At 38.9% G+C, this 22512-nt stretch carries 16 protein-coding genes; 11 read left to right on the forward strand and 5 right to left on the reverse strand.

Going from position 1 to position 22512, the window contains the following annotated elements:
* Positions 1 to 283 precede the first annotated feature (283 nt).
* Positions 284 to 1927 (forward strand): response regulator, encoded by a 1644-nt coding sequence (locus tag H5084_RS09465; protein WP_182690289.1) that lies wholly within the window; start codon positions 284 to 286, stop codon positions 1925 to 1927.
* A gap of 110 nt (positions 1928 to 2037) precedes the next feature.
* On the opposite strand, the gene hmpA is transcribed toward H5084_RS09465, so the two are convergent.
* Positions 2038 to 3228: an NO-inducible flavohemoprotein gene (gene hmpA, locus H5084_RS09470; protein ID WP_182690290.1), complete on the reverse strand. Its 1191-nt coding sequence runs from the start codon at positions 3226 to 3228 to the stop codon at positions 2038 to 2040.
* A 181-nt stretch (positions 3229 to 3409) separates the two neighbouring features.
* Here hmpA and H5084_RS09475 point away from each other — a divergent pair, with 181 nt between their 5' ends.
* Positions 3410 to 3856 carry an Rrf2 family transcriptional regulator gene (locus tag H5084_RS09475; protein ID WP_028869710.1) on the forward strand — a complete coding sequence of 149 codons (447 nt, stop codon included), beginning with the start codon at positions 3410 to 3412 and terminating at the stop codon, positions 3854 to 3856.
* Between the two features lie 58 nt (positions 3857 to 3914).
* On the opposite strand, the gene H5084_RS09480 is transcribed toward H5084_RS09475, so the two are convergent.
* A complete protein-coding gene (locus H5084_RS09480; RefSeq protein ID WP_028869709.1) occupies positions 3915 to 4814 on the reverse strand; it encodes a LysR family transcriptional regulator ArgP in 900 nt (299 codons plus the stop codon).
* Between the two features lie 317 nt (positions 4815 to 5131).
* Between H5084_RS09480 and H5084_RS09485 the strand changes: the two genes are divergently transcribed.
* A complete protein-coding gene (locus H5084_RS09485) occupies positions 5132 to 5746 on the forward strand; it encodes a LysE/ArgO family amino acid transporter (protein WP_182690291.1) in 615 nt (204 codons plus the stop codon).
* Between the two features lie 25 nt (positions 5747 to 5771).
* The gene (locus H5084_RS09490) at positions 5772 to 7028 is read left to right on the forward strand and encodes a leucine-rich repeat-containing protein kinase family protein (protein WP_182690292.1); all 1257 of its coding nucleotides are present in this window, start codon (positions 5772 to 5774) and stop codon (positions 7026 to 7028) included.
* A 94-nt stretch (positions 7029 to 7122) separates the two neighbouring features.
* Here H5084_RS09490 and H5084_RS09495 read toward each other — a convergent pair whose 3' ends face one another.
* Positions 7123 to 8250, reverse strand: coding sequence for a carboxypeptidase family protein (locus H5084_RS09495; RefSeq protein ID WP_182690293.1), 1128 nt, complete (start codon positions 8248 to 8250; stop codon positions 7123 to 7125).
* Positions 8251 to 8443: 193 nt separating this feature from the next.
* Here H5084_RS09495 and H5084_RS09500 point away from each other — a divergent pair, with 193 nt between their 5' ends.
* Positions 8444 to 8800 carry a hypothetical protein gene (locus tag H5084_RS09500; RefSeq protein WP_182690294.1) on the forward strand — a complete coding sequence of 119 codons (357 nt, stop codon included), beginning with the start codon at positions 8444 to 8446 and terminating at the stop codon, positions 8798 to 8800.
* Between the two features lie 73 nt (positions 8801 to 8873).
* Here H5084_RS09500 and H5084_RS09505 read toward each other — a convergent pair whose 3' ends face one another.
* Positions 8874 to 10412, reverse strand: coding sequence for a DUF3612 domain-containing protein (locus H5084_RS09505; RefSeq protein ID WP_182690295.1), 1539 nt, complete (start codon positions 10410 to 10412; stop codon positions 8874 to 8876).
* Between the two features lie 211 nt (positions 10413 to 10623).
* Here H5084_RS09505 and H5084_RS09510 point away from each other — a divergent pair, with 211 nt between their 5' ends.
* From H5084_RS09510 to H5084_RS09525, 4 genes are all read left to right on the forward strand, one after another.
* Positions 10624 to 12780 (forward strand): malate synthase G, encoded by a 2157-nt coding sequence (locus H5084_RS09510; protein ID WP_409077633.1) that lies wholly within the window; start codon positions 10624 to 10626, stop codon positions 12778 to 12780.
* Positions 12781 to 12867: 87 nt separating this feature from the next.
* Positions 12868 to 14463 (forward strand): isocitrate lyase, encoded by a 1596-nt coding sequence (locus H5084_RS09515; RefSeq protein ID WP_182690297.1) that lies wholly within the window; start codon positions 12868 to 12870, stop codon positions 14461 to 14463.
* Between the two features lie 347 nt (positions 14464 to 14810).
* Positions 14811 to 15167: a hypothetical protein gene (locus H5084_RS19950; protein WP_310735746.1), complete on the forward strand. Its 357-nt coding sequence runs from the start codon at positions 14811 to 14813 to the stop codon at positions 15165 to 15167.
* A 263-nt stretch (positions 15168 to 15430) separates the two neighbouring features.
* Positions 15431 to 16771, forward strand: a complete 1341-nt coding sequence (locus tag H5084_RS09525; protein ID WP_182690298.1) for a DUF2254 domain-containing protein — start codon at positions 15431 to 15433, stop codon at positions 16769 to 16771.
* Positions 16772 to 16907: 136 nt separating this feature from the next.
* Here the strand turns inward: H5084_RS09525 and H5084_RS09530 are convergent, their stop codons facing one another.
* The gene (locus tag H5084_RS09530) at positions 16908 to 17852 is read right to left on the reverse strand and encodes a LysR family transcriptional regulator (protein WP_182690299.1); all 945 of its coding nucleotides are present in this window, start codon (positions 17850 to 17852) and stop codon (positions 16908 to 16910) included.
* A gap of 129 nt (positions 17853 to 17981) precedes the next feature.
* On the opposite strand from H5084_RS09530, the gene H5084_RS09535 reads away from it, so the two are divergent.
* Both H5084_RS09535 and H5084_RS09540 read left to right on the forward strand, forming a co-directional pair.
* Entirely contained in the window at positions 17982 to 19157 is a 1176-nt protein-coding gene (locus H5084_RS09535) for an efflux RND transporter periplasmic adaptor subunit (RefSeq protein WP_182690300.1), read from the forward strand.
* Positions 19157 to 22303 (forward strand): efflux RND transporter permease subunit, encoded by a 3147-nt coding sequence (locus H5084_RS09540; RefSeq protein ID WP_182690301.1) that lies wholly within the window; start codon positions 19157 to 19159, stop codon positions 22301 to 22303. Before H5084_RS09535 ends, H5084_RS09540 begins: the two co-directional genes overlap by 1 nt.
* Positions 22304 to 22512: the final 209 nt, after the last annotated feature.

The raw sequence follows: 22512 nt of genomic DNA on the forward strand, positions 1-22512 counted from the left end.
TTATTTTTCTCCCGATTAGTGTTTATTCATTCACTTAAAATTCATCTATTTTTATTATTGCCTTGCCTTTAGTCTTTGATCTGCTTTACTGAATGTTAATTAATGATTTGATAAAATCAATGGTATTAATTATTGTTACATTCCTAATTAAATTAAGTGCTTTATATCTAATAATTATCAACGTTAAACTGTGTTTAGCAAGTGGTAGTTCTTTAACGGGTATAAATCGTGCAATATTGAATGCTTTGTTATTACTTTTTTCTGTTAATTAAAGACCCTCACAATGTATAGCTATCGTAATAAAAAAATACTCATCGTCGATGACCAAAAAGCATTCCATGTAATGCTTAAAGCAATGCTGATGAACCAAGGGGCAGAATGCATTGCATTTGCGGAATCAGCTGAGCAAGCAGCACGCATCGCTAATCTTGACCAATTTGATATCTACCTGTTGGACTACAACTTAGGTGGCGGTAAGAATGGTGTGCAATTATTTGATTACCTAAAGCGAAATAATTTAATCCCTGAGCATGCTCTGTGCTTTATTATTACCGGAGATAGTAATAAAAAAATGGTCTTGACCGCGATGGAAAAATCGCCCGATGACTACCTAATGAAACCATTTTCACCAATACAGTTGAGTAATCGTCTCACTGCGGCAATGCAACGAAAACAAGTATTGCAAGAAATAAATGAAGCAATCAACAATGATGAGTTTGAGGTGGCAATTTCACTTTGCCAACAAAAAATTGATGCAGAACCTAGATTTCGCGGCCTATGTAAAAATGTACTAGCTGACATTTATATTCAAATGGGACAGTTTAGTAATGCGGAAAGAATTTTAAAACCAATGGTGGACCTAAGACCATTAGTACACTCGAGCATCAGTTTAGGCAGGTTATACTTTTTGCAGAAGGAGTATACAAAGTCTATTGAAGTATTAACGCGCTTAATTTCCTATGCACCGATGCAAATGGAAGCTTATCAATGGTTAGCCCGTGCTTACAAAAATGATGGGCAATTGCAAAATGCCTTGAATATATTGAGTCATGCGGCCACAACAACACATCATAGTATTGAACGCCATCAGGAAGTCGCATTATTAGCCACAGAGATGGAAGAATACATTTTAATGTTAAGTAGTTATGCCTCTATCTTGCACTTAAGTCGTAACTCGTTTTATCCAGATCCCTGTCATCTTGCTAATTATTTGCGTAGCATTGTTGCTTTTGCAAAAACAGAAGATGATATGAAAAAACGCAAAGAAATACTGAAAAAAGTTGCTTCAACACTTTACCAAAGCCGTTTTGAAGAGGGTAAAAATAGAGATTTTAATTTTGATGGTTTTGACCAAATATACCAAGCAAATGTTCACCTTGCGCTTAATGAACCATTAAAAGCAAAGCGTCGTATATTTAATACTTTAAAAAATACTAATGGAGAGATCGTAGATTTTGATACCACTTTTTTGACCGAAAGTTTATTTTCATTGCTAGATATAGGCGAATTTGAAGAGGCTAGCCCTTTTTTAGCTGAGCTTGAGCAACGTAATATTGTAGATCAAAGCACTCAGCTTAGTATTAAAAAACATACTGGAGAGTTACTGGATAACCGTATTAACAGTTTCACTAATTATAATAAATCAGGGATTAAGTTTTTTAGAGAAAAGCAATTCTCACAAGCAATTGAAAGCTTTGATCAAGCATTAGCATTAGAGCCAGTGAATACCGGTGCATTATTAAATCGCTCACAGGTATTTATTAAAATGCTGCAAGAAATGCCACAACGAAAAGATCATCAAGCGCTAATTAATCAATGTCAAAGTAGTTTTACATTACTTAATAATACGCACTTACCTGAGCAGTATGCAAAACGTTTAAAAGCGTTACAGCAAGAATTAGCAGAGATTAGAGCAAAGGTTAAGTAGCTTAATTAACACTTAATTCGTGCTTAGTTGTTGCATAGTTAACACTTAAAAAGTAGTAGTTTGTACAGCCGACCTTATCTTGTGCAGGATAAAGCAGGCCATCAACCTCATTAATCAGCTAATGTTTTAGCTGGACCAAACACTTCATAGAAAATTTGTGAATCTGCTACTTGTAAGGTTTTAAGCTGTTGATAAACAGCTTTCATCATCGCTAATGGACCACACAGATAAAATTCAGCTTCCGCTATTGGCAAGGCTGCTTTAATAGTATCGATATTGATCATGCCTTGATGATGCCCTTGGTTAACGGTTTCTGCTTGTTGATAAAAAATATGTGCGTTGGCTTTATTATCTGCGATTAACTTATCTAAATAAGGTTTAAACGCATGATGTTCTTGATCTAACGCTCCATGTACAAAATGCACTTCTCGAGTCGGGTAATCAACTGCTATTGTTTCTAACATTGCTTGCATTGGCGTAATACCTACACCACCACTGATCAATACTACTGGTTTTTGCGAAGCTGTTAATACAAACTCACCATAGGGATTAGACACTTGAACAACATTCCCTTCATTGAGTTGGTTATGTAGGTAATTAGAAATAACGCCTTCACCTTGCTCACTTGCTTCTTTTTTAACAGAAATTCTATAACCTTTAGCATCAAAAGCGCCCGAAAGACTGTACTGGCGAATTTGATGATGCTTATGACCAACGGGATGTAAATGCAGTGCAATATATTGCCCAGCTTGATATTGGCTCACTGCACCTTGGTCTGTAGGTTGTAAATAAAATGATGTTATTAGAGGCGTTTCTTGTTGCTTTGAAACGACAGTGAATTCGCGTGTTGCTACCCAACCACCTTCTTTTTCTGCACTTTCTTGATACAGCTCTTTTTCTCGCTCAATAAATACATTGGCTAACAGACCATAACCACTCGCCCAAGCAGCGAGCACTTCATCACCTGGGTTTAATATCTCTTTAATAGCGGCTAATAAGGCACTGCCAACTAATGGGTAATGTTCGGCTTTAATACCTAAACTCGCATGCTTTTGAGCAATACGCTCAACATCGCCTAAAATAACCGATAAATTATCAACGTACTTTGCAAACGCATATACCGCCATTGCTAACGCTTGTTTTTGATTACCCGTTTTTTGATTGGTCATGTTAAAAATATTGCATAGTTCAGGATTATTTTGCAATAAAATTTGGTAAAAACGTCCAGTGATCTGCTCACCATATTCCGCTAATGCTGGTGCACTTGCTTTGATTATTTTTATCTCGTTATCAGTTAACATGACCTACTCCATAAGTTGCATTTTAAATACTTGTTCAAAATTTATAATACGCATCTTAAATGCTTCTTTTAAAACATGCAAACTAAATGCATAATAAGTTTCACTAAAAAGTCGCTCATTTTGAATGAGTCGCTTGAAATAATAAACACACCCGATACCTATGTGCGTGTAAAGGATTAAAATGCAGTTAACTAAACATACGGACTATGCGATTCGCGTTTTAATTTATTTAGAAAAGCGATATATTGAAACGCAGGATGGAAAAGGTACATTATCGACAGCAACGGATATTGCATCGGTATTTAATATTTCCTTTAATCACCTGACTAAGGTCGTACAACACTTAGGGCAAGCAGGTTTTATTGATACGGTTAGAGGCAAAAGTGGTGGCGTAAAATTGGCCAGAGCTGCTCACTTAATTAACTTAGGTGAAGTCGTACAAGTGATGGAAAAGTCATTGGACCCAGTCAACTGTGCCGAACCTCCCTGTCGATTAAGAAGTGCTTGCTTAGTAAAACCTATATTAGATAACGCAATGAATGCATTTATTGAAGAATTAAAAAAATATACACTTGCAGATATTTGTATCAATGAAAATAATGATGTGTGGCAGTTAAAACTATCATAAATAATAACAATTTGCAGCCACAATAGCTCTATTTATAGCCAGCGCTAAGGGCTATTTATTACTGCTTTAATACTTGCCTAGCATAGCTTATTACTTGATCGCTTAGTTGTTGCATCATCTCTCCTGCTAACTGCCAACAATGCCAATACAAGGGAACTCGTAACTTATAGTCAGGTAAAATATCAACCAAACGACCGGTTTGTAAGTGGGTTTGAACGCTAAATATACTGTTGAAACTATAAGCTCCACTGGCTAATGTTATGTCTACAAAAGCTTCAGATGAACGTACTGTATGACAAGGATATTGGCCCATTTGTAATTGAAAATGTTCACGTAAAAAAGCTAAATGAATATCATCGCTTTGGTCAAAAGACATAGCAGGAGCAAGCTGTAAACTTTGTTTGTTGACTCCCTGTTTAAAAAATCGCTTAATAAAATCAGGGCTAGCAACACAAACATATTCCATATACCCCAAAAAATGGCTATCACTACCACTAATCGCCTTAGCTTTACTACTCAAGCAAGCTAAGGCTTCACCACTGCGCATTCTTTCCCAGGTAGTCGACTCATCTTGCACAAATAAATTAAGCTGTACATTTTTTTTCTGTAACAATGGACTTAATGCAGTAATTAACCAGCTGGCTAAGCTGTCTGCATTGACTGCTAAGGGTAAGGTTTGTGCTTTATTACTTTGCAGATCTAGTTGTTGATTTAACTCAACTTCTAATTGTAAAACACGTTGATAATGTCCCAATAACAAGCGCCCGAGATTGGATGACTGTGGTGGTGTAGAGCGAATTAATAATGGCTCACCAAAGTGCTTTTCTAATAATTTAATTCGCTGCGATACTGCAGACTGGGTAATAAAAAGGCGCTGGGCTGCTCGCTCAAAACTTTGCTCGGTCACTACTGCATCGAGTGCTTTTAGTAGCTTATAATCGATATTACTTAAATCCATCATTTAAACCTTTCATTTAAACCTTTCACTTAACACTATAATTTAAGCTCAGAACTTAAATATTGAGCTTAAGCACTAAGCTTAATCCTATCACCTAAGCCGATATGGATGGCCTTATTCAAAACATACTATTACTAAACCAAGCTCATTAGCACTTATCTTACGCAAACGACTCATTATCTAATCATTAAATGACTTGATCACATGGTTAATTTATTAGCAAAACTAATTTAACATTAAATACATTAATTATACTAACATGGAGAAAATATTTATAGTAATGCCCTATTTCAGGTAAACACTATTAATGAGCAATTATGTTAAGCACTTATTTTACTGGCCTCACTTTGATGGCAACCTTGATAATGCCCATTGGAATGCAGAATGCGTTTGTATTAAACCAAGGTATTAAGCGTCAATTTCACCTGTTTGTTGCCAGTTTCTGCTCCATTGCCGATGCTGTATTTATGTCCGCTGGTGTATGGGGCGGGGCAAAAGTATTTAATGCTTACCCTTGGTTATTAACCAGTATTGGAGTGATCGGCTCCCTCTTTATGGGGTATTACGGTTTTTTATGTTTTAGAAGCGCATTTAAAGGAAAAAACAACCTCACTACGGATAATAAAAATCGCAGCTTTAAAGCCATTTTAATTGCTTGTTGTGCATTCACCATTTTAAACCCGCATGTTTACATTGATACTATTGTCATTTTAGGTGGTTTTGCTGCTAATTTAACAGCCGATCAACGCCCATGGTTTGTATTAGGAGGAGTGAGTGCTTCGTTTATATGGTTTTTTTCTCTGGCTTTATTAGGTCAAAAACTAGCACCTATTTTATCCAAACCTAAAAGCCAACAGATCATTGATATTGTGATTGCTATTCTGATGTGGGTATTAGCTGCTTATTTATTATATTATGTACTAATAAAATAATCAGTTATGCTCATGAGGAAACAATTTGCACACTATTGCACAACTTAAAGCAGGTCAATTAATAGGTATTAAGCGCCTGCAAATTTCTGAAAAATTAACTGAATTTCCAATGGAAATTTTAACACTCGCAGATACTTTGGAGATATTAGATCTATCCAATAATCAACTAAGCACACTGCCCGACCAAATATCTCAACTCACTAAACTGAAGATTATTTTTGCCTCTAACAACTGTTTTGAAGTATTACCCCTTGCATTAGGGGCATGCCCATTATTAGAAATGGTCGGTTTTAAATCAAACCAAATAAAAGAGGTCCCAGCAAATTCATTGCCCTTGTTATTACGTTGGTTAATTTTAACAGATAATCAGATAGTTACCTTACCAGAAACATTAGGTGAACGCCCTCGTTTGCAAAAACTTGCCTTAGCAGGAAATCGTTTAACCCACCTACCTGAAAGTGTAAGTCGATTAGAGAATTTAGCCTTATTACGCATTTCAGCCAACCAACTAAGCACATTTCCAAAACAGTTATTAACTCTGCCTAAGCTGGCTTGGTTTGCTTTTGCTGGCAACCCTTTTTGTCAAACCGATTTGCATATTCAAACCGTGCCCGAAGTATCATCGGATCATTACACATTATTAGAAGTGCTTGGCCAGGGCGCATCGGGCGTTATCTATAAAGCACAATGGCATGAAACAGCTGAAACCAGTCTCTCTGACTTTCCAGAACAGGTAGCAGTGAAGGTATTCAAAGGCGAAGTTACTAGTGATGGTTACCCTCAAGATGAATTACAAGCTTGTTTAAAAGTAGGTGGTCATAACAACCTTATTCAGTCTATCGCGCAGGTTAATGAAAAAGGCTACCTTGCCTTGATCATGGCATTGATCCCAACACACTTTAAAAACTTAGGGTTGCCACCGGATTTTAATACTTGTACTCGCGATACCTTTGATCCCGAGTTTAGCTTATCGATAACAGCGATTAAAAAAATAGTGGAGCAAATGCAACAAGTTTTTGAGCACTTACATGATAATCAAGTCTGTCATGGTGACTTGTACGCACACAATACTTTATTTGATCAGCAAGCTAATATTATTTTTGGAGACTTTGGAGCTGCCAGTATGTACCACATGCTAACGCCTGAAATTCAAACTGTGATTAGAGAGATAGAGCATCGTGCATTAATACATTTCATTGCAGATTTACTCAGTATTTGTGTTACCAAAGATAGGCACACAGAGGATTATTACACTTTAAAGGGTTGTATTCTTAAAAGTTAGAATACGACGAGTTTCTTAATAATAGCAATCAAATGAGTCGCCTTTGTAAACGACTCATTTGATACATTATATTCAACGCTTTAAATAGCGTAGATTAACGTAAATCATCAACGACGGCTAACATCGCCACTAATGATGCTTCACCTAGTTTTATTGAACGCTCAGGTGACCATCCCATAGTTGGATCGGGTAAGTTATCGTTATCTTTAAATGGCATTTCTAAAGTATTTGCAAGACAGTCAAATCGTTCTGCAACCCAGTTAGTTGCAACGGTCATATTTGCTTCACCAGGCGCATCTACGTCATAACCAAATTGAGATTGGAAATCAGCACTGGCTAGTTTGAATACGTCAGAAAAACGTTCACGTAGACGAGCAAGGCGATCGTTATAACTCGGTGTTCCTTCAGAGCCCGCTAAGAAAACAAACGGTAGCGCTTCATCACCGTGCACATCATAAAAAAGATCCACACCAGTCTCTTGCATCTTATTCACAACATGAAATACTTCAGGGCTTTTTTCTAAACTTGGGTTTAACCATTCACGGTTTAAATTCACGCCAAGAGCATTAGTACGCAGGTGACCACGCACACTGCCATCAGGATTCATATTTGGCACTACATAGAAATTCGCTTTATCTAACAATAGTTTCGCAGTTGAATTATCGCTATCTAACAAACTATGTAAGAGCCCATCCACCAGCCATTCAGCCATTGTTTCACCGGGATGCTGACGAGCAGCGATCCAGATATTACGTTTGTTAGTATCTCCGTCTCCGATTTTAACTAAGGTTAAATCACGTTGGTCAATGGTTTCACCAAGATGCTCTAAGCTGACTAAGGGGTGCATTTGTACGGCAGCTAATAAGTCTTGATGACGTTCATAACTGTACGGTGCAAAGTAAGCAATCTGAATGTTTTCACAATCCATATCGGCGACAATAGTGAGCTTTCCATCTTTATAAAATGTTGGCAATCTAAACCAATGTTGACGGTCATAGGAAGCGACCGCTTGGTAGTTTTCCCAACCTTCAAGGTAAGAGGCTTGACCAGCATTGAGAATATTAAGAATATATTGTTCGCCAACCTCACCCTCTATGCGGAAGTTAAACCACTGGAAGAACTCGTTTCCAACATCAGGACGAATAGCCAGCTGAATATCTTTTTTATCATCTAAATTAATAACTTCAATATTGCCTGCATCGAAATTAGCAGTGATACGCATAGTCTTTTCCTTTTTAAAAAGTTGCTTTGTAGGGTATAAATAGCATAAACGATCCTACGGCAAGCGCCTAGGAAAACTGTTTTTAATAACACCAGAAATTAGGTAAGAAATATCAACTCGGTTACAAAAATATCTGCATGTACAAAAATATCATAACGCTTTTCAAACCGTTAACGTATAAAAAGGAAATAAGATGGAATACCTCCCTAAATTATTAGCTCGCCAGTTTAAATGGTTAAGCAATTACTCTATATTAACCCTCTGGTTTATGTGCATGGGAGCAGCTGTCTTATTACCCGTATTAGCAGGTTTTTTAGTGAAAATAGATGATTATTGGGCATTGGTTTTATTAAGTACTTATTTAATCTGTTTAGTGGGAATGTTGACGGCTAAATACTACTATCAAACAGACTTACTTACAGGCAGACCAGTTCCCTACAACCGAAACAAACACAGACTATTTTTAGTCGTCGTGTATCTGTTTTTATCGATGGCCATACTATTAATCTCATCCCCTCTTATTGCAGCCCTCTTCTTAAAACCCTCGTAGTTTAAATCTAAGTCATAAAAACTAGTTAAAATAGCATCGTCTCTAAAGTGCCAAAAACTTGATGTGAGTAATACTACATTTTTGGTATTGAGTAACAGCCAGGTTTACGTGGACAGACAGCACCACGCGAGCAAATTAAACGCGCTTTTTCTTCGATTCCTCGCTCTATCCAATTAATATTAAGAATACGAGCAACGGCAATTAACACCTTTTTTATATGCGCGGGGATCACTGCCTCGCCACCATTCTCAATACACAATTTTTTTAATTCGTTAACTAAAGCTAAAGCGTCATAACCTTGCGCAGTAATCGCTGGACTTAACTCAATACCTGCACACAACACATGCGATGCATCGGTTAAATCTTGGACTTTAATCGACTCACAACAATATATTTTTGGAATGTCACCATCATTCAAAATAGACAGTTGTGCTGCCGTGCCTTCCTGATTAGCCACCAACATACGAAACACAGACCAATGCTGACAAGGGTCATTGACAATACGCATATTTCCCCAAGGCAGTGGAATACCATTTCCGCGATAGACCGCTTTTAGTTTACCGGGACTATAGGCATCAAAATAATGCCAATGAGGATAAGCGGAGACCGCTGTCATTCTGCGCATCACCACCGATGAAGAAACATCAATCACTTTACCGATATTAATTTCATAACCGTGCCTATCCAATAATTGTCTAAAAGCAACTTTAGGACATAACAAGGCAGCGGCAAAAAAGCTGCATTCAAAGTCACGCCAGGCATGTAAAATATCTTGAGATTCTAACTGGGTAGATGGGATCGAATTGTTTGGTCGCTTCTTTTGAACGTCATATTGAGCTCTATCCCCCGCGACCATAATACTTTTTTCACCATCATTGTTATGTAAAACACAATGTGCAATATGTACCGCTAATTCATATTTCAAACGTGCCAAATTTTTTTTCAATTTCTTATTTAAATATACCGTAGATGGAGGTTGTAGATAAGAGGTCACCATGCTTTTCATGCTTTGAGATTGCTCGTCCTCGGATAAGTTTTTTTGATTTTTAAGATCACTAAACCAGCGAATGCTTAAGCCTTTTTGTTCAGCAATTTCTTGTAAATCTTCCACATATAACGGCATTCTTTTTTGCCCAACCTCCTCTGCTGCACGCTCTAGGTCAGGAAAATGATTTTGATGGTGCTCTTGGTATGCACGTATTAATAGATGTGCAAATTGGCGTCCTGTGGTCCCCGTTTGAGATAGCATTTCAGGAATTGCTATTTGCAGAATATCTTGAGAAAACAAAAAACTAGGCTCAAGCGCCATGCCACTAATGCCGCCTCGACTACCTTTTTCAGGCGTTAATTCATCGGGCGCTGGTGCATCATCTAAGAACCATTGCACATTTTTTTGAAAAACCTGTGCAATCACCTCTAACATTTCTTCACTAGGGATACGTTTTCCGCGCTCTATCATGGAAAGGTAAGAAACGGATGGTGCATTTTCAGGTGCTAATTTCACACACCTAGACGATAAATCATCCAAAGTTAAATGGTTACGTTTCCGCAAGTTACGGATTTTTGTACCGAGAAAATGCGACTGTCTAGTTAAACTTTTATTTGATTTCATTTGTAAAATTCACACTGTGTAATTTTCTTTGTGAAATTATATAAAAAAATAATCTAATATCTCTCACATCGGTCACAAAGCAAGCAATCAGTAGTGAACGGTTAACGCGATGAAAAGCAAGTTTGTGATCAATGAGAGCGAATGGCCCGTTTCAAGTGTCGGTTTTCAACAATCACCAACAACGCATTAACTACCCCATATAAGGAATTAAATGATGAGCCTACTACAACAGCAACAGAATCAAATAGACCTTGGTTTTTACGATTTCATCAATAACCAAGTGCTACCCCAAACAGAGATTAATCCAACTAACTTTTGGTATGATTTTAATAGTTTAATTACTGATTTAACACCACAGAATGTCAGCTTACTTAGCATTCGCAAAAGCATGCAACAACAAATTAATCAATGGCATCGTAACAACCCTGCAAATGACCCGACTGAATACGAAGCTTTTTTACGCGAAATTGGTTACTTACAACCAGAAGTAGAAGATTTTTGTATTGAAACAGAAAATGTTGATGCAGAAATTGCAACCATGGCAGGACCGCAATTAGTAGTACCCGTTCAAAACGCACGCTTTGCACTAAATGCAGCCAATGCAAGATGGGGTAGTTTATACGATGCCTATTACGGTACCGATGCAATTGCGCCACTTTCTACAGAGCTAGGTTTTGATCCTCAACGTGGGGCAACTGTTATTGATGCAGCTAAAACATTTTTAGATGAAGCTTTCCCATTGAATAAAGGTTCGCACAAAGATGTGTCTAGCTACTTAGTTTATTTTCAACATCTGTTAGCTTTTTTCCCCGATGGTTCAGAAAGTGGTTTACGTAGTCCTTGTCAATTTGTGGCCTTTGATGGTTCAAAGCATGAACCAAAATATTTATTGCTTAAAAACAATGATTTACACGTCGGCATCACCATTGATAAATACGGAAAAATAGGCGCAAACGATATTGCAAATATTGACGATATTGAAGTCGAATCTGCCTTAACCACGATTGTTGACTTTGAGGACTCTATTGCGGCGGTTGATGCAGAAGATAAAGTCGATGCATATAAAAACTGGCTAGGGTTAATTAACGGAGATTTAAGCGCGACCTTTAAAAAGCAAGATCAGTTAATCACTCGCAATATGAACCCTGACCGCAGTTACACTGGTAAATGTGGCACCCCGTATAACGTACATGGCCGTTCATTGTTATTAGTACGCAATGTTGGGCACTTAATGGGTACAGAGTTGATTAAAGACAGTGCAGGTAATAATGCGCCGGAAGGCATTGTTGATGCAGTAGTGACCTCATTGATTGCAAGTATCGATCTGCAAAAAACATCTGGGCTGCGTAATTCACGCACTGGCAGTATCTATATCGTTAAGCCCAAAATGCATGGTCCCGATGAAGTTGCTTTTACTAACCTACTTTTCGATCGTGTCGAGCAGATGTTAAACCTGCCAGAAAACACCATCAAAATGGGCATTATGGATGAAGAGCGAAGAACCACGCTTAATTTAAAAGCCTGCATCAAAGCCGCAAAATCACGTGTGGTATTTATTAACACCGGCTTTTTAGACCGCACAGGTGATGAAATCCATACCAGTAATGAAGCGGGTCCGTTTTACCCAAAAGCACAAATCAAGCAACAACCTTGGATCCAAGCATACGAGGACAATAATGTACAAGTTGGATTACGTTGTGGTTTTAGTGGCCGAGCACAGATAGGCAAAGGCATGTGGGCAATGCCCGATGAAATGCAACAAATGATGCAACAAAAAATCGCACACCCGCAATCGGGCGCTAATACAGCTTGGGTACCTTCCCCTACTGCAGCTACTTTGCACGCATTGCATTATCACAGTGTTGACGTCTTTAAGCAGCAGAAAGTAATTCAGCAACAGCCCGCAGCAAAATTACGCGATTTGTTGTGCATGCCAGTGATGCCTGCATCTATGGTCCTAACTGAAGATCAAATTATCAACGAATTAGAAAATAATATTCAAGGGATTTTAGGTTACGTGGTGCGCTGGGTTGAGTTAGGCGTGGGTTGTTCAAAAGTACCAGATATTAGCAACACTGGCTTAATGGAAGACCGCGCAACATTACGTATTTCTAGTCAACATATCTGCAACTGGTTACACCACAAAGTATGTAGTGCCCAGCAGGTTGAACAAGTTTTGAAGAATATGGCCAGCATAGTGGATACACAAAACCAAGGCGTTGCGGGTTACCAAAATATGATGCCGAATTTTTCTAACAATATGGCATTCAAAGCAGCCCGAGATTTAATCTTTAAAGGCGCACAACAACCTAACGGATATACCGAACCTTTATTACATGAATATCGATTATTTGCCAAAAATCACTAGCGCCTATTGCTCTTTCTAATTTTCGCTAGCGTTTATAACACCCTTAAAGTGCTTACATAACTTAATGACATCAAATGGAGAAATATCATGAACTATAGAACTGAAACAAATAATGCTCGCCAGTTTACTGAACAACAAGGACAAACGTGGAATGCCATTAATCCGGAATATATTGCACGTATGCGCTTACAAAACCGTTTTAAAACGGGCTTAGATATTGCCAAGTATACTGCAAAAATAATGCGTGAAGACATGGATGCATATGATGCTGACAGCAGCAACTATACGCAGTCATTAGGTTGTTGGCATGGTTTTATAGGTCAACAGAAGATGATCTCCATTAAAAAGCATTTTCAAACCACTAAAGGTACTTATTTGTATTTATCAGGTTGGATGGTGGCAGCGATGCGCTCTGAGTTTGGTCCACTACCCGACCAATCAATGCATGAAAAAACTACTGTACCTATGCTTATCGAGGAGTTATATACCTTCCTCAAGCAGGCAGATGCGCGCGAGTTAAACCATATTTTTCAGGAGTTAGACAGTGCCGTCGAGAGTGGCGATCAATTAGCACAACAAGCCATTCATAAACGCATCAATGAATTTGAAACACATATTGTGCCAATCATTGCCGATATTGACGCCGGCTTTGGTAACGAAGAAGCAACTTACCTATTAGCGAAAAAGATGATTGAAGCAGGTGCATGTTGTATTCAAATCGAAAACCAAGTTTCTGATGCAAAACAATGTGGTCATCAAGATGGTAAAGTAACGGTACCACACGAAGACTTCTTGGCAAAAATCAATGCCGTACGCTACGCGTTTATGGAGTTGGGAGTAGAAGATGGAATCATTGTTGCGCGGACTGATTCATTAGGTGCAGGCTTAACTCAAAAAATTCCTGTTTCGCAATATCCTGGTGATTTAGCTGAACAATATAACGATTTCATTGATGGTGAATCGTTAACGTCGTTAGATCAATTACAATCAGGCGATATGGTATTAAGTCGAGGTGGAGAACTGATTAAACCACACCGTTTAGCAAATGGTTTAGTGCGCTTCAAAGCTAATACTGGCGAAGACAGAGTGGTATTAGATTGTATTACCTCATTGCAGCACGGTGCGGACCTATTATGGATTGAAACAGAAGCCCCTAACGTGCAACAAATTGCCGGTATGGTAAACCGTATTAGAGAAGTGGTGCCAAATGCTAAATTAGTTTACAACAATAGCCCATCATTTAACTGGACGCTTAACTTCCGTCAGCAAGTATTTGATGCATGGCAAGCCGCTGGTAAAGACTTATCCTCATACCAACGTGGTGATTTAATGAGTCAGTTGTACGATGCTACCGAATTAGCAATAGAAGCGGATTTTAAAATCCAAAGCTTCCAAAAGGAAGCGTCACAGCAGGCAGGGATTTTCCATCACTTGATCACCCTACCGACTTATCATACGGCAGCACTTTCTACAGATAACTTGGCCAAAGAGTACTTTGGTGAGCGAGGCATGCTAGCTTATGTTGATAATGTTCAGCGCAAAGAGATCAGAGAAGGATTAGCTTCTGTGAAACATCAAGACATGTCTGGTTCTAACATTGGTGATGATCACAAAGAGTACTTCTCAGGAGATCAAGCGCTGAAAGCATCCGGTGTCAATAATACTATGAGTCAATTTTCATAAGCAGAGGTCTATAAATGCTTGTTCATAAGTAATTACCAATAGGTACTTGAAGATAAGTAAAACACATAAGGCAATAATGCCAGACTGCGCCACTCAACAAAAAACCAATCCAAGCGATTGGTTTTTTTATAGCAACAGGAATAATAATGGAAATAAACATAAGAATGGAAATAAACATAATAATAGTAACCAAAGTCTAAATAGATTAAGTGACTAAAAACAGAAATGTGTAAAAAACAATCAAAAGTCTAAATATTATGAAGCTCGCATTGATGTAGCTTAACTTCTTTTACTGTTAAAAAAGATATGTTGCTTAATACTCGTTGGCAATGAAAGTTAATCTATCAATGACCCAAAATACGTTATTAAATATGCTAAAAATATCAATCACCATCGGCTTATGTTTAATCGCATTGGGTATTTACTTACATTTTTTCAGTGAAAAAATGCATCAACTTGGTGCCACAGGCATTATTATCAGTGCAACCTGTATCGCAATAGGATTAATATTTTCCTTACCCACTAAAATATTTTTAACCATTCTATTAATGAAACGTGAAGCCGATAAAAAAGCCGCGCACACTTCAGGTAACGAAACTCCCCCGCCTCATAAAGGTAACCTTGAGAGTAGTATTGACAGTAGTAGCAAAATTAGCCTGCACAAAAATCAGCAAACGAAAGCTTCAATACACTCACGACAATAGAGAGTTGAATTAGCAAATCTCTACCCACGACACAGTTTAATCAAACAATGGCTGAAAATAGAAGAAATCATTGAAGATCAAGTAAATGTAAATTACTGTATTTTTTTGTATTATGAATATTGCCATCAACATAGCCATGAGAGCTATCATTAACATCGTCATGAGCACTGTTATAACATAGCCATGATCACTGTTATCAACATAGTCATGGACATAATGGCTCACACTCTCCACTTTCATTAGACTGCGTAAAGGAAATCACCATGCAATCTCCTATTTCAACAGATCGTTTGCGCTTTTTACTCAATAGGTTACGGGAGCGCCTTTGGGTCAGACCATTAGCCGTTTGTTTAATATCGATTGCAGCAGTTTTTACCGCAAAACTGGCTGATGATAGTGGGTTAGCAGACTTTGTTCCCGAAGTCACGCTAGACTCAATCGAAACGCTGTTAGCGATCATGGCAAGCAGCATGTTAATGATCGCCACTTTTTCTGTATCCTCGATGGTATCAGCCTATGCATCAACCAGTAATACAGCAACACCACGATCCTTTAGTTTAGTGGTCGCAGATGATGTATCACAAAATGCATTATCGACCTTTGTAGGTGCTTTTATTTTTAGCGTAGTAGCATTAATGGCCGTTAAAAATGCTTACTTTGAAAAGCCTGGTTTATTCATATTATTTATTCTCACGGCAATGGTTTTCGCTATCGTTATTGTCACTTTTGTACGTTGGGTAGATAATATTGCTCGCTTAGGGAGGCTTGGCTCAACCATCGACAAAGTCGAAAAAGCCACTGCACGCGCTTTACAACAGCGCAAAAAATTCCCCACTTTGTGTGCAATGCCAGAAACAAGTACCGAGTTACAAGGACAACCTATATTTACCTCCAGCGTCGGATATGTTCAACATATTGATATGGCCGCAATTCAAAGTTGGGCAGAAGAAACCCACTCACAGATTTTAATTGCAGCACTACCCGGAACGCTAGCCGCTCCAGACCAAGCATTAGCTTACATCAGTAGTTCTGATAACCTCGTCAATAGCGCTGCACAGAATAAATCATCTCATGATAAATCAGCCATAGACTGCAGCAGTGTGATTAAAGCGTTTCAGATTGGAAATAATCGACTGTTTGAAGACGATCCTCGTTTTGGTCTGGTGGTTTTATCTGAAATAGCCGCGCGCGCCCTGTCGCCAGCAGTCAATGACTCAGGCACGGCGATCACCGTTATCAGCTCTCTATTACGATTGTTAACTCTGTGGAATGGGGCGAATGTTCAGCCAGGCCAAGAAACAGAAAGTGAGGAAGAGCAATGCAAATATGAGCGAATAGCAGTCCCGACTCTTTGCATGCAAGATATGTTTGATGATGCATTCACAGCGATTGCGCGAGATGGAGCGGGCGCGATAGAAGTGTCTGTACGTTTGCAAAAAGCATTAAATACGCTGTCTGCAATCGGAGATACTGAAATGAATGAAGCGGCATTATATCATGCCCGTTTAGCATTAAAGCGAGCTCAACGAGCCCTTGATGTGGAGGAAGATATAGCCATTGTTGAAAAAGCCGCCAGCTTTTCAAAACATGCGAGCAAACAATAGCTTTACGCCTACAATTCTAAAAAATACATGCGAATATAAACTTAACTGCGAAAAGTGTCAGAGCTTCTAAATCTATTAGAGCCTAAATATTTCAGGACCCATAGGCCAAGAATACGCCGGGATAAGCAGTATTATTTTATCCCTTATAAAGGTTATCAAAATTTGGGATAGCCTCTTCCCAAATAGGCTTATCCTTACCAATAAACTCGCGTACCGCATCTAAAAATAAACGCGTTCTAACCGGTAAATCACGATGCGGGTAAACGGCATACATTGGGTTAGATTCAACCATTTTAAGATCCGTTAACAAAGGGACTAAGGTGCCATCTTTTACTTCATCTTTAATTAGAAAAGAAGGTAATAAACCATAAGCGGTGCCCGAGAGTATTTTCATTTTTAATACTTCACCGTCGTTGGCCCTAAAAATACTACGCATCTTTTGCTCACAATCTCTGCCATCTTCATCTATATAGGAGATTCGATCTACTCTGACCTGGGAGTTAGCATAGCTGGCAGCGGGAAAGTCACTTAGATCTTCAATGTTTTTTGGAAGCCCATAGGTTTCAATGAATTCTGAAGTTGCTAAAATTAACCAACGATTACGCGCAATAGGTCTAGCAATCAATGAAGAATCTTTTGGTTTACCCACTCTAAATGCTAAATCAAATCCTTCAGAAACAATATCAACCAAACGATCATCTAAGCGCATTTCTACCTCAACCTGTGGAAAACGTTTTTGAAAATCATTAATCACAGGTTGTAAATAACGTTGCCCAATAATAGCAGAGGCGGTAATTTTTAATAAACCACGGGGTTCTTGGTGGTAATTTTCTGCCATCCGCAATGTTTCTGATAATACCTTCCGTAACTCAGTGGCTTGTTTAATCATTTCAGCACCGGCTGCGGTCAATGAAAATGATCGTGTGGAACGATTCAATAATCTCACGCCTAATTCATCTTCTAAACGGCCTATCTGTTTTGACATAACAGAGCGATCTACATTGCGAGCTTCAGCGGCTTTAGCAAAAGATCCTTGCTCAACCACTTCAAGTAACATCAAAAGGCGACTCGTCGTATCCATTTTTTCATCCAAAATAGTTAATTATTAAAACATTGATGCGATATTGGCATTAATGAAATTAAAAAACCATTCTTTTTTATCACGACTTAGTTTCGTATTATGCTCGCAATATTTTATTGGAGCCTCGTCATGAAGAAACACCTAATCGCCGCGTCTATTGCAGCGGCAAGCTTTACATTAATCAGCTGTGCTGAAGAACCTGTACCGGCAGTAAGCCAAGCACCGTTACAATCGATTGATGTTGCAGAGGTTTTAATTAAACCAACTCAAAGTTGGCACACCTACACGTCTCGCTTAGAGTCACCTGAAGAAGTCGCATTAATGCCGCGTATTTCAGGATTAATAGAAGAAATTAGCTTTAAAGAAGGCGACCATGTTAAGCAAGGCGATTTATTATTTAAATTAGATAGCCGCCCTTTTGCTGCGGTAGTGGCTAGCTTAAAAGCGCAAGTGATGAGCGCACAAGCGGCATTAAGCCAAGCAAAAAGTGAAGCAAAGCGTGCCGTTAGCTTGAGTCAACGTAAAGCTATTTCAACAGAAGAAGCTGAATCGCGCACATCAACATTGCGTCAACGCCAAGCACAACTTGCAGCATTACAAGCACAGCTGACAGCTGCACAATTAGATTTGGAATTTACAGCAATCCGCTCCCCTATTGATGGCGTGATCTCTCGCGCTAATATCACCAAAGGAAATAATGTTATTGCAGGGCAAAGCGTATTGACGTCAATTGTATCAAACAAAGCAATGTACGCTTACTTTGATGTTGATGAACGTACTTGGAACCGTTCATTTAATGATGTAACTGCATCAAGTAAGCAACAAGTTGTGATGCAAAAAGTAGGTCAAGAGAACTTTCCGTATTCAGGTTATATCAACTTCATTGATAACCGCATTAACTCTGCAACAGGTACATTACGTATCCGTGCTATTTTCGATGAAGCAAGCGATGAGTTACGTTCAGGCTCATTTGCACGTATTCGATTAGCGGCAAATGAAGTAACTAAACAGGTAATAATACCGGATCGTGCCATTGGTACCGATTTAAAAAATCGCTTTGTTTTAACCGTCGGTGAAGGCGATATTTTACAATATAAATTAGTAGAAGTTGGCGAGCGTTACGGTAATCTTCGCGCAATTTCATCAGGCTTAAAGAAAGGTGATGTTATTGCGGTTAACGGCCCAGCACGTGTCGGTCCGGGTATGCCAATTTCTCCAAATGTCACCATGATTGATAGTAGCAATGCTTCCTTTACGTTAAGTGAACCAGAACAACAATTAGCAGCAAGCCGTAAGGAACCATAATGAAATTTTCACACTTTTTTATTCAGCGCCCTATTTTTGCGGCTATGCTGTCATTGGTAATTTTAATTGCGGGTAGCATCTCGTTATTTCAATTACCAATCAGTGAATACCCTGAAGTTGTGCCTCCAACTGTGGTGGTGACTGCTAATTACCCTGGTGCTAATCCAACGATTATTGCACAAACGGTAGCAACACCGCTTGAACAAGAGATCAACGGCACAGAAAACATGCTGTATATGTTTTCTCAAGCAACCAGTGATGGACGCATGACACTAACCGTTACTTTTGCTCTGGGTACTGACCTTGACCGTGCACAAACACAAGTACAAAATCGCGTCAATAGTGCATTGCCACGTTTACCAGAAGAAGTGCAACGATTAGGTGTGGTAGCAGAAAAATCTTCGCCAGATTTAACCATGGTCGTGCATCTTTTTTCACCTGAAAAAACACACGATTCAACCTACTTATCTAACTATGCTGACTTATATGTAAAAGACCAGTTAGCGCGCTTAGGGGGGGTGGGTGATGTACGCTTATTTGGTGGTGGTCAATATTCAATGCGCGTTTGGCTAAATCCCGATGCATTAGCCGCTCGAGAAATAACAGCAATGGACGTTATACTTGCATTACGTGAGCAAAACCAACAGGTTGCAGCTGGTAGTTTAGGTGCTCAACCCGCGGTAACGGACAGTCAATTTCAAATTTTATTGAATGTAAAAGGTCGTCTTGAAAGTGTTGAAGAATTTGAACAAGTTATTATTAAAGTCGGTGAAAATGGCCAATTAACCCGTCTGAATGATGTTGCTCGCATTGAGTTAGGACAAGATAATTATTCTCTTAGGTCGATGTTAGACAGCCAACCTGCATTGGCTATTCCCATCTTCCAGCGCCCTGATGCCAATGCCATCGACTTATCAGATCAAGTGCGTGAGACAATGAAGCAACTATCTAAAGCCTTTCCGGCTGGGGTAGAATACGATATCGTTTACGATCCAACTATTTTTGTTCGTGATTCTATTGATGCCGTTATTGAGACATTACTTGAAGCTATCGCACTGGTGGTGATTGTTGTTATCCTGTTTTTACAAACATGGCGGGCATCTATTATTCCACTTATTGCTGTACCTGTTTCTTTAATTGGTACCTTTGCAGTTATGAACTGGTTGGGTATTTCTATTAATACACTGTCATTATTTGGCTTAGTACTGGCGATCGGTATTGTGGTGGATGATGCGATTGTGGTGGTAGAAAATGTTGAACGAAACATTGAAAAAGGCTTATCACCAATAGAGGCAACGCGTGTTGCAATGAGTGAAGTAACCGGCCCCATTATTGCGATTGCATTGGTGTTATGTGCGGTATTTATTCCAACAGCATTCATCAGCGGTTTATCGGGTCAATTCTACAAGCAGTTTGCATTGACGATTACTATTTCAACAGTGATCTCGGCATTTAACTCATTGACGCTATCTCCGGCTTTATCTGCATTACTGCTTAAGTCTCACGATAGCGAACCGGATCGACTCACTCGCTTTTTAAATGCACTATTTGGACGTTGGTTATTTAAACCATTTAATAAATTGTTTGACCGTGGTGCACAAGGTTACCAAAAACTAGTTAAAAAACTAATACGCATGGCAGTGGTTGTAATGGTCGCTTATGTTGCTTTATTAGGTGGAACGATTAGCTTATTCAACTCTGTACCGGGTGGGTTTATTCCTCCACAGGATAAACAATACCTAGTGGCGATTGCGCAATTACCGGATGCTGCAAGTTTAGATCGTACTGAAGCAGTAGTGAAAGAGATGGAAAAAATTGCACTGAAAGTGCCCGGTGTAGCGCATACCGTTGCTTTCCCTGGTTTATCGGTGAATGGTTTTACTAATAGCCCCAACAGCGCCATTATATTTACCACATTAGATGCATTTTCTGAGCGTACTGATCCAAGTCGATCTGCGATGGCTATTGCTGGAAAATTAAACCAACAATTTACTGCTATCGATGAAGCTTTTGTTGCCGTATTCCCACCACCGCCAATCCAAGGTTTAGGAACAACAGGTGGTTTCAAATTACAGATTGAAGACCGTAACAACAAAGGTTTTGAAGCTTTATTTGATAGCTTACAAGCAGTAATAGGCAAAGCACGTCAAGATCCAGCTCTGACAGGACTCTTTTCAAGCTTCCGCATTCAAGTTCCACAAATGGATATTGACGTCGACCGTGAGCAGGCATTAATTCAAGGTATTCCATTAGATGAAGTATTTAACGCACTACAAGTCTACTTAGGCTCGGTATATGTTAATGATTTCAACTTATTTGGCCGTACCTATAAAGTAAATGCACAGGCAGAAGCTGAATTCCGTGAAGATCCTTCGCAAATTCTTAATTTGAAAGTGCGTAATCGACGCGGTGATATGGTGCCATTAGGTTCAGTGTTAACTGTTACACCAGCAATTGGTCCTGACCGTGTGATGCATTACAACGGTTACCCAAGTGCTGAACTAAATGGTAGCCCAGCACCTGGTTACAGCTCAGACCAAGCGCAACAAGCGATTGAAAAGATTCTAGCGGATACGTTACCGTCAGGTATCACATACGAGTGGACAGATGTTACCTTCCAACAAATATTAGCAGGTAATACCATGGTTTATGTATTCCCGTTGGTTGTATTGTTAGTGTTTATGGTGCTAGCTGCGCAATATGAAAGCCTGCGTTTACCGTTAGCTATTATATTGATTGTACCAATGACCATCTTCTCAGCACTATTAGGAGTGTGGTTAGTTGACTCAGATAATAATATCTTTACTCAGATTGCGTTGATTGTATTAGTTGCGTTAGCGTCCAAAAATGCAATATTAATGGTCGAGTTTGCTAAAGATAGAAATGAGCAAGGGCTCTCTCATTTAGATGCCATTATTGAAGCGTGTCGTATGCGTTTACGCCCTATTTTAATGACGTCTATCGCATTTACTGCGGGTGTTGTTCCATTAGTTTTAGCCACTGGTGCTGGGTCAGAAATGCGTCATGCCATGGGTAATGCAGTGTTTGCAGGAATGATCGGAGTGACAGTGTTTGGTTTATTATTTACGCCAGTATTTTATATGCTAATGAGTAAAACTAAGCAGAAACAAAAACAAATACAGTAAAAACAAATTGGTAAGCTAGGGATATATACCTAGCTTACTATTGTATTTTGATGATAGTGCTTTACCTAATGATAATGCTTTGCCTGATGTTTTTTTACCTGGTGATAAAGTCATTATGCATCAGTTATACATCGTCAACTCAGCAGCCTGAAACACATCAACATTCAGACTGTTTTCATCAATATACTATTTTGTTGTATTAAAAGTTT

It is taken from the genome of Psychromonas sp. SR45-3, assembly GCF_014163575.1.
In the GTDB taxonomy this organism is placed as follows: Bacteria; Pseudomonadota; Gammaproteobacteria; order Enterobacterales; family Psychromonadaceae; genus Psychromonas; species Psychromonas arctica.